Genomic DNA, 12,186 nt, shown 5'->3' with positions numbered 1-12,186 from the left:
CAAATCCCTGCCCACCCTTCCATGCCTGCCCCCGACTCGCCCAGTCCGCTTCAACGACCCGCCTTCCTGCACTACCTCTTTGCGCGTATCGGCGCATCGCTGGCCTTCCAGATCGTCTCGGTCGCGGTGGGCTGGCAGATCTATGCGTTGAGCGGCAGCGCCTTGGACCTGGGGCTGATCGGCCTGGCGCAGTTCCTGCCCATGGCGGTGCTGACCCTGGTGGTCGGCCACGTGGCCGATCGCTACGACCGCCGCAAGATCGTGGCGGTGTGCATGGCGCTGGAAGCGCTGGCCACGCTGGTGCTGGCAATCGCCGCCCTGAATGGCGTAGGCGGCAAGACGCTGATCTACGCCACCATCATCATCATGAGTTCGGCACGCGCCTTCGAGGCGCCCACCCTGGCCACCCTGATCCCCGCCGTGGTGCCGCGCGAGTGGCTGCCGCGCGCGACCGCGCTGGCATCCTCCGGCGGCCAGATCGCGCAGATCGCGGGCCCGGCGCTGGGCGGCGTGGGCTACGGGCTGGGCGCCGGGTGGATCTATTGCGTGGCCGCCGCCTTGTACCTGTCCGCCTTTGCGTCCATTGCCACGCTCGTCATCGAGCGCGCGCCGCCGCGCAAAGAACCCACCACGTGGCGCACCCTGTTCGCCGGTATCACCTTTATCTTCCAGCGGCGCCTGCTGCTGGGCACTTTGTCGCTGGACTTGTTCGCCGTGCTGCTGGGCGGCGCCACCGCGCTCTTGCCCATTTTTGCCAAGGACATCCTGAACGCCGGCCCGTGGGCGCTGGGCGCGCTGCGCGCCGCTCCTGCCTGCGGCGCGGCGCTGATGTCGCTGACCCTGGCTCGGCTGAGCCTGGGCGAGCACGTCGGCCGCCTGCTGTTCGGCGCGCTGATCGTGTTCGGTCTGGCCACCACGGTCTTCGGCCTGTCTACCTCGATCCCGCTGTCCATCGCGGCGCTGGTGGTATTGGGCGCCGCGGATGCGGTCAGCGTGGTCGTGCGTTCGTCGCTAGTGCAGCTGAACACGCCAGACCACATGCTGGGCCGCGTCAGCGCGGTGAACACGCTGTTCGTAGGCACGTCGAACCAGCTAGGCGAGTTTGAATCCGGCGTCATGGCGGCGATGTTCGGCGCGGTGCCTGCCGTGGTGATCGGCGGTATCGGCACCATTGCCGTGGCCGGCCTGTGGATGCGCTGGTTCCCGGAACTGCGGAAGCTGAAAAGCCTGCACGCGCCCTGAGCGGGCGCGCCGCCCGGCCGGATCAGCGCTCCAGCCCCGCCTTCTTGGCCTGATTGGCGATGGCAATCATGACCCCGATCCGGCGCAGCGGATCGGGCGGCAGCCAGTTCGGCTTCTCGAATGCTTCCAGGTCGTCCAGCATGGGGCTGCGCCTGCCGGCGATGAGCTCGCCCAGCAGCTTGCCGTGGATGGTGCCCTTGATCACGCCCGCGCCGTTGCATCCCACGGCCGCATACAGGCCCGGACGCACCTGACCGACGAAGGATGCGCCATTGCCCGTCAACGCCGTGGATCCGCTCCAGACGTACTCGAAATCATGCGATGCCAGCTCCGGGTAGCGACGCTGGAATGAATCGCGCAGCAACTGCTCCATGCGGTCCAGGGGCTGTTCGGCCTCGTACGAATACGCGCTGCGCACCATGAAACGGCCACCACGGATGCGGCGCAGCGTGGTGCCCAGGCGGTTGGCCGGAATGACGCCCCACTGGTCGCGCTGGCCCAGCAGCGCAAGCTGCGCGGGACTCAGAACGGGCGTAACCCCGGCGTAGGTGAAGATGGTGACCAGCCGGCTGCGCAGAAAGCCCAGCTTGCGCGCAAAGGCGTTATTGGCCAGTACCACGTTGTCCGCGGTGAAATCGCCGCCGCGGGTGCGCACGGTGTACGGACCGGCGCCATTCACCGCCAGCACGGGGTTGTTTTCCATAAGCCAGACATTCTCCGGCAGCGTATCGGCCAGGCCTCGGATCAGCGCGGCCGGCTGCACGAAGACGTTATTCATCGAGTGGTAGCCGAACTCGTAGTAACGGGTGCCCAGCTGTTCGTGCAGTGCGTCCTGGTCCAGTTCGGTATACGCGACGCCCCAGTCGCGGTATTGCGCCAACGATGCGCTCAGGGTGCTGCGCCCGAGCTTCGTTGCCGCGGCGTGATACTTGCCGGCAATGTCCCAGCCACAGTCGAAGCCCCCCCGTTCCGACAGTTCTGCCAGCCAGTCCAGCCCGGACTGGTACATCGCGATCTGTTTGCGCGCCACCTGCAGCGGACTGTGATGGCCGCTCATGCGAGTGTTGTGCGGCAGGTTGATCAGGAAGCCGGAGTTTCGGCCCGCGGAACCTTCCCCGGCGGCAGTGGCGTCCAGCACCAGGATGCGCTCCTGCGGCTGCAACTCGGCCAGCCGGCGCGCGGCTGCCAGGCCCGTATAGCCGGCGCCGATGATCACGTGCTTGTAACGGGTGTGCGGCGGCGCGGCGGCGCGCGGAGCGCGTTCGGGCAGCATGGCGTTCCAGCCCGAGCCGCTCTGGTATTGAGGATAAGTCTGCGATTGCCCTGAGGGGTGAGACATGATGGGTTCAGTGTTGCGGTTGGCGAATCATTGGTCGGCGCGGGCCTGGAGGCTGCGCATGACTTCGTTCTGCACGATCCCCCAGATCTGCGACTTGAGTTCGATGTAGCGAGGCGAAAGCTGCACGTCGGCGTTGCGCGGATAGGGCAGGTCGTTGGGAATATCGCAAGCGACGCGGCCAGGCCGCGCGCTCATGATGACCATGCGGTTGGACAGCAGCAGCGCCTCGTCGATGGAGTGCGTGATGAAGATGATGGTCTTGCCGCTGCGTTCGTAGATGCGGGTGAGTTCTTCCTGCAGCACCTGGCGGGTCATCGCGTCCAGCGCGGCGAAAGGTTCGTCCAGCAGGATGACGTCCGGATCGTTGGCCAGCACGCGCGCGATGGACACGCGCTGGCGCATGCCGCCGGACAAGGCCTTGGGATAGGCTTCCTCGAAACCTTTCAGGCCGACCATCTCGATGAACTTCTGTGCGGTCGCGCGGCGTTCGGTGGCGGGCACGCCCTTGAGCGTCAGGCCGAAGGCCACGTTCTCCGCCACGGTCAGCCAGGGAAACAGCGCGTACTGCTGGAACACCATGCCGCAATGCGGATCCACGTCGCGCACTTCCCGGCCGTTGACCACGATGCGTCCGGCGCTGGGCTTTTCAAAGCCGGTGATCAGGTTAAGCAGCGTGGACTTGCCGCAACCCGAGGCGCCGAGCACCACCAGGAACTCGCCGCGCTTGACCTGCAGGTCCACGCCCTGCAGGGCATGAAAGGACCCGAAGGACTTGGAAATGCCTTCGATCGAGATCATCGTATCGTTCTCCGCGTGGTTTATCGCGACCATGCCAACACCCTGTTTTCAATGATTCGGAAGACCACGTCGGTCACCAGCACGGTGACGCTGATAAGCGCCATGCCCAGCACCACGGTGTCGGTCTGGAAGAATTCCTTGCCGTTCATGATGAGAAAACCCAGGCCTTCCTTGGCGGCGACCAGCTCGGCGGAGATGACGCAGGTCCACGACAGGCCCAGGATCACCTTGAAGCCGCTGAAGATCTGCGGCAGGCTCGCCGGAAGAATCACCATGCGCATGACTTGGGGGCCCGTGGCGCCCAGGTTGCGGGCGGCGCGGATCAGCAGCGGATCGATGTTGCGCGTGGCTTCAATGACGTAAAGCAGCGCGGGCGCGAAGGTGCCCATGAACACGATGCTGTACTTCTGCGTTTCGGTGATGCCGAACCACAGCAGCGACAACGGAATCCAGCTCATCGAAGGCAGCGGCCGCAGGAACGACAGGATGGGGTCGAAGGCCGCGCGGGCGCGCAGCGAGGTGCCCAGGAAAATTCCCAGCGGAATCGCCAGCGCCGTGGCGGCGGCAAAGCCCACCATGACCCGGCGCGCGGAGGCCAGGATGTGGTCCATCAACGCCCCCTGCTCCCACATGCCGGCCATGCGGGCGAAAACGGACGAGGGCGGGGGCAGGAACAGCGGATCCACCCATTGCAGGCGGCATACGCCTTCCCAGAACAGCAGCAACGCGATCACGGACACACTGCTGATCAGCAGCAGGTCCGGACGACGCTGACGTTGTGATGCATTCATCATTCAATTCCTGACAGAAAGTAGGGCGGGCGGCGCGCCCGCCGTTGACGTCCAGGCGTCTGGCGCCTTCCCGATTACAGATAGGCGGGATCGACCCAGTCGCGCACGGCCGGCGCCTTGTCGATCTGTCCGTAGCGCACCATCATTTCCGCCAGCTTCTGCAGGCCGTCGATGTACTTGCTGCCCGGCGCCAGCAGCTGCCCTTGCTCCGATGCGCCATACCAGTCGGCGCCCTTGACCATTTCCAGCTGGTCCGCGGGCGCGAGCTTGGTCAGTTCCACCAAGGCGGCCACCGTGCTGTCGGGCTGTGCGCGCAACTGCTCGTTGGCGCGGAAGTACGCCTTGAGGAAGCGCTTGACGGCCTCGGGATGCTTTTCCAGGAAAGCGCGGCGCGCGACCAGCACGTCGGGTCCCGGCGTGACGCCGTATTCCTTGTAGAGCGAGAACTGCGTGTCGTCTGCCAGCAGGCGCGCGCCCGGCATGCTGCGGATGGCGTTGAACTGTGGCGTCCAGGCTGCCGCGGCGTCGATCTGTCCCGCCTGGAAGGCCGCGGGCATTTCCGGCGCGGGCACGTTCAACACCGTCACGTCCTTGCCTGCCTTCAGGCCGGCTTCGTCCAACAGGTTCAGCACCAGCAGATGCGCGCTGGAGGCGAAGGTGACGCCGATCTTCTTGCCCTTCAGGTCCTGCAGGCTTTGCACGCCGTCGCGCACGATCAGCCCTTCGACGCGGCCGAAATTCTCGGGCACGCCGATGATGGCGAAGTGGCGCGAGCCGCGCGACATCACCGCCAGCGCGGCCGGCGCGGCGGTGACCGCCATGTCGATGTTGCCTGAGAGCAGGGCGCTGACGCGAGCCGACGTGGTGCCGAAAGACTCCCAACCCACGTCGAGCCCTTCATTCTTGAAGTAGCCGGCCTGGATCGCCAGCCACGCTGGATAGTGCCCCAGCCAGGCCGAGCCGCCGTAGCGCACGGTCTGGACGTCCGCTGCCCAGGCCCGTCCGGCCATCGGCAGCGCCAGTGCTGCGGCGCTCATGGCGGCGCCTTTGATGAATCTACGTCTGGTCTCCTGCATGTCCTTCTCCTTTTTTGTGGTCAACAAAGCCGCATCTGCCGTCCGAGCCAGGGCAGATGCGCACTTACCTGCGGAAAGATCTCCGTCTCCAGCGCCTTGCGGCTGATTTGCCAGAACATGTCGGCCATCTCCTCGAACTCGTCCTGCCGCGACACCTGGTGCAGCGTGCGCGCCAGGCCCGGCCCCGGCAGCGGCAGCACCGCCACCTGGTCCAGCCAGGAACGCCCCTGCAACAGGCATAGCGGCGTCATCAGCGCCCACCCCAGATTGGCCGCGATCATCGCCATGACCACGTCGCTGGTGTCTATTTCCAGGAACGGCGGCGCGGTGACGCTGCAGCGGCGCAGGTGGCGCTCGATCATGGCGCCGAAATGCGAGCGGCCGCTAAAGCGGATGAAAGGCGCGGCCTGAGCAATCTGGCGCAGATCCATGCGCGCAAACTCGTCGGCGCGCGCGGCTGGCACCACCAGCGCAAAGGGCTCGGTCAGGATGGCGCGACGCGCCAGACCGTCCACGTCGTCGAGGGCATCGGTGGTGACGATGATGTCGACCTGCCGGTTCAGCAGCGCCTGTGCGTGGCCATAGGCCAGCCCCGACCACACCAGCACCTGGCTCGCGCTCTGTGTCAGGCGCTTGACGATGGCCGGGCCGGTGGTCGCCGCGAAGGAATCGATCATGCCGATCCGGATCGCCGGCCGGTTCATCAGATCGGCCTCGCGCACCTGCGAGATCAGGCGGTCCACATCTTCGACGATCTGGCGCGACTGCCGGTGCAGCGTCACCCCGGCCGGTGTCAGCCGGTACGGCCTGCGCGACCGGTCCAGCACGCGCATGCCCAGCGTGCTTTCAATCTGCGAAATCGTCTGCGACACGGCCGACTGCGTGATGTTCAAGGCCTGCGCCGCCGCCGACAGGCTATCGGCCGCCGCCACCGCGGCGAAGATGCGCAGCATGCGGATATCCAGGCTGGAATCGTTTTTTAGTGCGCCCATGTTGTCTCCTATCAGTGATGCTAAGAATGCTCGGAAGACCGGTCAAAGAACCGCCCGCACCTTAAGCAAATCTAATAGTCGACATTAGAGAGGATGAATTGCCCATGCCCTCCGGCGGCGCCACGGCCATGCAGGCATGCCCCTCGCGGCCCTGCGCTACGCCGCCGGATATTATTGATACAATAAGAATCATTATCATTTAATTAAAGCCATGCCTATGCGTCCCGGACATTGAACCGGGCGCCGGACATCGACAGGGGCATCATGGGGGAGCGGTTCTTCGGCGTGATCGCCGAGGCATACAAGGCATGGAACGCGGAGCTGGTCGGTTTCCTGAACCGGCAGCTCAAGCGTTCGCCGGAGGCCGCCCAGGATCTGGCGCAGGAAACCTTCGCCAAATGGCTGGCGGCGCACAAGGGCGCCGAGCCGCCGGACAAGCCGCGCGCCTATCTGTATGAGATCGCGCGCAATCTGCTGCGCGACCACTGGCGCCGCGAGAACGTGCGCGACGAGCACGTGGTGGCCAGCCTGGACGACCAGGGCTTTGAGTCCACGGCCATCGGCCTGGCCGCCCCCGCCGGCCTGCAACCGGAAGTGCGCGCAGACGCCAGCCAGCGCCTGCGCCTGCTTCAGGCCGCCATCGACGAGATGCCGCCGCGCCAACGCGAGGCCTTCCTGCTTTATCGGTATGATGAGCTGCGTTGCGAGGACATCGCGCAACGCATGGGCATTTCCGTGCGGGCGGTGGAAAAGCACCTGCAACTGGCGCTGGCGCATTGCAAGCGCCGCGTCCACGGCGAAACGCCATGACCCGATCCTCACCCTTGTCCGCTGTCGAAGAGGCCGCGAGCGCATGGTTCATGCGCCGCCGGGCGCGCGCATCCGACGCCAGCGCCGAACAGGCCTTCCAGTCCTGGCTGCAAGCAGCGCCCGAGCACCGGCGGGAATACGAACGGCTGGAACAGGTCTGGGAAGACATGGCGGCCCTGCCGCGTCCAGCCGCCGCGCCTGCTCCCAAGCGGGAACCGGCTCTGGTCCGGACGCCTGCCCAACCCCGCCGCCCGGCCTTCCTGCGCTGGGGCGGCGCGCTGGCCGCCCTAGTGCTGACGGCCGCGGCCGCCTACCAGTACGTGCCTGTCAGCTACGAATCCGTGGCCAACGCGTCCACCCAGACGCGCAGCCTGGACCTGCCCGACGGCACCCGCCTGCATGCCAACGTAGGCACCCGCGTGAGCGTGCGCTACACCTTGGCCGAACGTCATATCCGCGTCGACGCCGGCGAGGTCTACATCGATGCCGCGCCCGACCGGCGGCCGCTGATCGTGGCCGCGGGCGAAGCGGAACTGCGCGACATCGGCACGGAATTCAACGTGCTGCTGCTGCCCGACGTGCTGCAGGTGGGGGTGCGCAGCGGCGAAGTCCGGCTGAACGCCCAGGGCGCAAACGCCCCGGCCGCGCAGACCCTGCGGGCCGGCGACACGGTATTGCTGTCGCGCGCGGATGCGCGGCTCTTGCGGCGCCAGCAGGTATCCGCCAGCGAGATCGGCGCCTGGCAGGGCGGCGTGGCGGTGATGCATGAGGCCACGCTGCAGCAACTGGCCGGCTACCTGGCCCTGTACCGAGATGCGCCGCTGCGCTTTGCCGACGAACGCGCCCGCGCGCTGCGCCTGTCCGGCACGCTGGACCTGCGCCAGCCCGACGCCGTCCTGGACATGCTGCCCGGCCTGCTGCCTGTGACGCTGACCCGGCGGCCGGATGGCGCCGTGGTGATCGGCAGCCGCTGATCATCGGAATTAAGAATTATTTTTAATTCGACAGGTTCGGGTTTTGGCGGCTGGCGCGTCTTCCCCGTTTGAAGATCCACTTCCAGACTGGGGAAAGTCCATGGCGCAGAGCCATTTCCATCGCCGGCTGAGCGCCGGCCGTTACGCGCTGCTGTGCGCGCTGTCCATGAGCGCCGTCTTGGCGGTCCAGGCGCTGGCGCCATCCGCCGCGCATGCGCAAGGCGCCGCCGCGCAAACCTTCGATCTGCCTGCCGGCAGCCTGGCCGACGCGCTGGTGGCGCTGGGCCGCCAGGCGCAACTGCAGGTGCTGTTCAGCCCCGACGTAGTGGCCGGCCTGAGCGCCCCCGCCGTGTCCGGCGCCATGACACCGCAGGCCGCGCTGAACCGCCTGCTGGCGCATAGCGGCCTGGTAGCCGTGCAGAGCGGCTCGGGCTTCGTGGTGCGGCGGCCGGCCGGGCAATCGGCCACGGATGCCACCACCCTGGCGCCCGTGACGGTCACCGGCCGCGACCTCGCCGTGACCGAAGGCACGGGCTCGTACGCCGCGTCCGCCGTCACCATCGGCAAGAACGCGCAAAGCCTGCGCGAGATCCCGCAATCGGTCTCGGTGGTGACGCGCCAATTGCTGGACGACCAGAACCTGACCAATCTGGACGACGCCATGCGCACCGTCACCGGCATTACGGTGGAAGCGGGCAGCATCGGCGGCAACCATGGCAATTTCTACTCGCGCGGCTATGCGCTGGACACGATCCAGGTCGATGGCGTGAATACGCCGGCCAGCACCGGCAATGACCTGTCATCGGGCTTTGGCCTGGCCATCTATGACCATATAGAAGTGCTGCGCGGACCGTCTGGCCTGTACCAGGGCGCGGGCGATCCCGGCGGCACGGTGAACCTGGTACGCAAGCGCGCGCAGAAGGAATTCGCCTTCAGCGGCCAGGTCATGGCCGGTTCCTGGGACCGCTACTACACCGAAGCCGACATCACCGGCCCTTTGGACAGCGACGGCCGCCTGCGCGGCCGCCTGGTCGCATCCTATGACGACCGCAAATCCTTCATCGATGGCGTCTACACCGAGAAGCCGCTGTTCTACGGCACCCTGAGCTTCGACCTGACGTCCGACACGGTGCTTACCGCCGGCGCCACTTACCAGCAATACAAGGGCCGCCCCTTCTTCGGCCTGCCCGGCTACACCGACGGCCGATTGCTGGACGTGCGCCGGTCCACCAACCTGGACCCCAGCTGGAACCACATCACCGAAGAAATCACCGAGTACTTCGCGGACGTGGACCACCGCCTGGCCAACGGCGGACGCATCAAGATCAGCGGCGTCTACCGCGAACAGGACGAGCCCAGCCGCGAATTCGGCTGGTCCGATTGCGCCGTGGATCCGATCACCGGCGACACCTGCCTGGTCAGCTGGAAGTACCGCAGCCACTGGAAAACCTACGGCCTGGACGCCTTCGTGGCCACGCCGTTCGAAGCCTTTGGCCGTCAGCACGAGCTGACCGTGGGCGCCGACTACCGCAATGTCCACAAGAACTTCCAATACGGCGGCGGCGACAACGCCGACACCAATCTGTACCACCCCAACAACAACATCCCCAAGCCGGACTACCAGTTCACCAACGGCAACGACAGCAAGACCGACCAGTACGGCCTGTATGCGCGCACCAATCTGCGCGTGACCGACGCCGCCACTATCATCGCCGGCGGTCGCTTCACCTGGTGGGAAAACCGCACGCAGAACCGCAACGCCTACTTCAACCAGTTCACCGACACCAGCGACAAGATCAACGGCAAGTTCACGCCCTACCTGGGCCTGGTGGTGGACCTGAACGAGCAGTTGTCGGCCTATGCCAGCTACACCAGCATCTTCACGCCGCAGACGACCACCGACGTCAACGGTCAGTTGCTCGCCCCGCGCACCGGCAAGCAGTTCGAAATCGGCCTGAAGGGCGAGTTCCTGGACAAGCGCCTGAACGGCCACGCCGCGCTGTTCCGCATGGAAGACGAGAACCGCGCCATGACGGACCCGGATAATCCGCTGTTCTCCATGGCGGCAGGCAAGATGCGCAGCCAGGGCTTCGAGGCCGAGATCAGCGGCAGCCCCGCGCCGGGCTGGGACATCACCGCGGGCTATGCCTACACCACCACCAAGACCCTGAAGGGCACGGAAGAGCAGAAGTCGCAGCAGTACGCCTTCATTACGCCGCGCCACACCTTCAATCTGTGGACCAAGTACACCTTCGCCACGGGGTCGCTGGAAGGCCTGTCGCTGGGCGCGGGCGTGCGTAGCGTCAGCAGCATGTACCGTCTGAACGGCCCGGTGAAGTTCGAGCAGCGTCCATACACCACCGTGTCCGCGCAAGCAGGCTACCGCTTCAACAAGCACCTGGAAGGCACGCTGACGGTGAACAACCTGTTCGACAAGGTCTACTACCAGCGCGTGTGGGCCGCCTATGGGTCGAACTACTACGGCGAGCCGCGCAGTGTGATGCTGAACCTGCGGGCGACGTACTGACGCGCGAAGGCGGGGTCTTGAAAGGGATGCCCGCCTTACTCGCGCGCCAGCACCCTCAGGAAACTCACCACGCACGCAACGCCGGCGATCAGCGCGCCTATCCATAGCGCGACGCCGGCGCCGCCATCGCCCGCAAGCGTGAAGCACGCGGCCACCAGCGCTGCCCCGCTTGCCTGCCCGATCAGGCGGGCGGTGGGGATGACCCCGCTGGCCGCACCGCTGCGCTCCGCGGGCGCGCTCATGGTCAGCGCCTTCAAATTGGGCGCCTGGAAAAACCCGAAGCCCGCGCCGCACAACGCCAGGCGCCAGATGATGTCTGCGTCCGACGCCTGCGCCGGCAGCAGCGCCACCAGGACCATGCCCAGGCACAGCACGAAAAGCCCGCCGCCGCCCAGCAGCGCCACAGAGCGCTTTTCCGACAGATAGCCGGCTATGGGCGCGACGAACGCCACGACGATGGGCCAGGGCGTAAGCAACAGGCCTGTCTCCACGTCCGTACGGCCCAGGCTCATCTGCAGCAGAAAAGGCAGCGCCACCAGCGCCAGTCCCTGCGACGCATACGACAGGATCGACGTCAGCACCGACATGGCGAAGAGCGGCCGGCGCAGGAGATCCAGCGGCAGCATGGGCGCGGGATGCGCGCGCTGCCGGCGCAAGAGCAGCGCGCAGCACAGCACCGCCGCGCCGGCCTCCAGCAGAACGCGCGGCCAGCCCGCAAGGTGCGCCGCATCGCCAAGCGCCAGCACGGCCAATGCAAAAGTCGCCCCCAGCAACAGCGCGGCCAGGCCATCGAAGCGCGAAGGCGTGCGGCGCGGCGCGTTGTACGGCAACGTGCGCCACGCCATCGCCATGCCCAGCACACCCAGCGGAATGTTGATCAGGAACAGCCAATGCCACGTGCTGACGGCAAGAATGGCCGACGCGACGGAAGGCCCGACGACATACGACACCGCCACCGTCAGCGCATTGAGCCCCTGGGCGCGGCCGATCTGGCTGCTGGGGAAAGTCAGGCGTATCAGCGCGGCGCTGACGCCCAGAATGCCCGACGCGCCCACGCCCTGAAAGGCGCGGGCGGCGATCAGCATCGGCAGGGAATCCGCCAGCCCGCAGGCAACCGAAGCCAGCGTAAACACCAGCACCCCATAGAGATAGATGCGCCGATGCCCCACAATGTCGCCTAGCGCCGCAAAAGGCAGCAAAGTGGCTACCATGGCGATCTGATACGCGTTGATGATCCAGATCGAGTCATCGGGCGTGGCGCCCAGATCCGCCGCTATCGTCGGCAATGCGGTATTCGCAATGGAAGTGTCCAGCGTCGCGATCGCGCTGCCCAGAATCAATGTGGAGATCGCCCACAGGCGCTGCCGTACCGGCAGGCCATCGCCAAGCGAGGATGGGACGGTGGTGCTTTCAGCAAGCGATGGCATGCGGAACGGCTCCTGGGCGGCGTCCCGCGCCACGGCAAACGTTGCCGTGCGGGACTCGGGCGTGGCAATCTGCTGTAAGGCTGGACCAGAGCATAGCAAGGCGGGCGCCTTTGCAGTCCGACACAATTGGCAAATTGTTGTCCGATGCAGGCAGCGGGAGCCCATTAGCATGACGCCGCGCACAGCGGCACGCCGTCATCAGGACCCACA

General features: G+C 66.3%; 10 protein-coding genes. 4 read left to right on the top strand and 6 right to left on the bottom strand.

Translation table 11 applies throughout. From position 1 onward, the window contains the following. The first annotated feature begins 21 nt into the window (after positions 1–21). Entirely contained in the window at positions 22–1,242 is a 1,221-nt protein-coding gene (locus CEY08_RS06210) for an MFS transporter (RefSeq protein WP_063639176.1), read from the top strand. Positions 1,243–1,264: 22 nt separating this feature from the next. Here the strand turns inward: CEY08_RS06210 and CEY08_RS06205 are convergent, their stop codons facing one another. The 5 genes from CEY08_RS06205 to CEY08_RS06185 form a co-directional block, all read right to left on the bottom strand. Then, the gene (locus CEY08_RS06205; protein WP_076816945.1) at positions 1,265–2,581 is read right to left on the bottom strand and encodes an NAD(P)/FAD-dependent oxidoreductase; all 1,317 of its coding nucleotides are present in this window, start codon (positions 2,579–2,581) and stop codon (positions 1,265–1,267) included. Between the two features lie 27 nt (positions 2,582–2,608). Then, positions 2,609–3,379: an ABC transporter ATP-binding protein gene (locus CEY08_RS06200; RefSeq protein WP_372341639.1), complete on the bottom strand. Its 771-nt coding sequence runs from the start codon at positions 3,377–3,379 to the stop codon at positions 2,609–2,611. A gap of 20 nt (positions 3,380–3,399) precedes the next feature. Beyond that, on the bottom strand, positions 3,400–4,170 hold the full coding sequence (locus CEY08_RS06195) for an ABC transporter permease (RefSeq protein ID WP_042795779.1): 771 nt from the start codon (positions 4,168–4,170) through the stop codon (positions 3,400–3,402). Between the two features lie 74 nt (positions 4,171–4,244). Further along, positions 4,245–5,246 (bottom strand): ABC transporter substrate-binding protein, encoded by a 1,002-nt coding sequence (locus CEY08_RS06190; RefSeq protein ID WP_042795780.1) that lies wholly within the window; start codon positions 5,244–5,246, stop codon positions 4,245–4,247. Between the two features lie 20 nt (positions 5,247–5,266). Then, entirely contained in the window at positions 5,267–6,238 is a 972-nt protein-coding gene (locus CEY08_RS06185; protein ID WP_042795781.1) for a LysR family transcriptional regulator, read from the bottom strand. A 264-nt stretch (positions 6,239–6,502) separates the two neighbouring features. Here CEY08_RS06185 and CEY08_RS06180 point away from each other — a divergent pair, with 264 nt between their 5' ends. The 3 genes from CEY08_RS06180 to CEY08_RS06170 all read left to right on the top strand — a co-directional run bounded on the left by CEY08_RS06180 (position 6,503) and on the right by CEY08_RS06170 (position 10,549). Next, positions 6,503–7,048: an RNA polymerase sigma factor gene (locus tag CEY08_RS06180; RefSeq protein WP_063639540.1), complete on the top strand. Its 546-nt coding sequence runs from the start codon at positions 6,503–6,505 to the stop codon at positions 7,046–7,048. Next, positions 7,045–8,022 (top strand): FecR family protein, encoded by a 978-nt coding sequence (locus CEY08_RS06175; RefSeq protein WP_082884464.1) that lies wholly within the window; start codon positions 7,045–7,047, stop codon positions 8,020–8,022. Before CEY08_RS06180 ends, CEY08_RS06175 begins: the two co-directional genes overlap by 4 nt. Positions 8,023–8,122: 100 nt before the next feature. Continuing rightward, on the top strand, positions 8,123–10,549 hold the full coding sequence (locus tag CEY08_RS06170) for a TonB-dependent siderophore receptor (protein ID WP_076816943.1): 2,427 nt from the start codon (positions 8,123–8,125) through the stop codon (positions 10,547–10,549). A gap of 35 nt (positions 10,550–10,584) precedes the next feature. Here the strand turns inward: CEY08_RS06170 and CEY08_RS06165 are convergent, their stop codons facing one another. After that, the gene (locus tag CEY08_RS06165) at positions 10,585–11,976 is read right to left on the bottom strand and encodes an MFS transporter (RefSeq protein ID WP_076816941.1); all 1,392 of its coding nucleotides are present in this window, start codon (positions 11,974–11,976) and stop codon (positions 10,585–10,587) included. Positions 11,977–12,186 lie beyond the last annotated feature (210 nt).

The sequence above is a fragment of the Achromobacter insolitus genome (assembly GCF_002209555.1).
Taxonomy (GTDB): domain Bacteria; phylum Pseudomonadota; class Gammaproteobacteria; order Burkholderiales; family Burkholderiaceae_B; genus Achromobacter; species Achromobacter insolitus.
This window is presented reverse-complemented; position numbering and strand designations above follow the sequence as displayed.

Coding starts and splice junctions, on each gene's coding strand:
- CEY08_RS06210 (WP_063639176.1), top strand. CDS start 22: ATGCCTGCCCCCGACTCGCCCAGTCCGCTTCAACGACCCGCCTTCCTG.
- CEY08_RS06205 (WP_076816945.1), bottom strand. CDS start 2,581: ATGTCTCACCCCTCAGGGCAATCGCAGACTTATCCTCAATACCAGAGC.
- CEY08_RS06200 (WP_372341639.1), bottom strand. CDS start 3,379: ATGATCTCGATCGAAGGCATTTCCAAGTCCTTCGGGTCCTTTCATGCC.
- CEY08_RS06195 (WP_042795779.1), bottom strand. CDS start 4,170: ATGAATGCATCACAACGTCAGCGTCGTCCGGACCTGCTGCTGATCAGC.
- CEY08_RS06190 (WP_042795780.1), bottom strand. CDS start 5,246: ATGCAGGAGACCAGACGTAGATTCATCAAAGGCGCCGCCATGAGCGCC.
- CEY08_RS06185 (WP_042795781.1), bottom strand. CDS start 6,238: ATGGGCGCACTAAAAAACGATTCCAGCCTGGATATCCGCATGCTGCGC.
- CEY08_RS06180 (WP_063639540.1), top strand. CDS start 6,503: ATGGGGGAGCGGTTCTTCGGCGTGATCGCCGAGGCATACAAGGCATGG.
- CEY08_RS06175 (WP_082884464.1), top strand. CDS start 7,045: ATGACCCGATCCTCACCCTTGTCCGCTGTCGAAGAGGCCGCGAGCGCA.
- CEY08_RS06170 (WP_076816943.1), top strand. CDS start 8,123: ATGGCGCAGAGCCATTTCCATCGCCGGCTGAGCGCCGGCCGTTACGCG.
- CEY08_RS06165 (WP_076816941.1), bottom strand. CDS start 11,976: ATGCCATCGCTTGCTGAAAGCACCACCGTCCCATCCTCGCTTGGCGAT.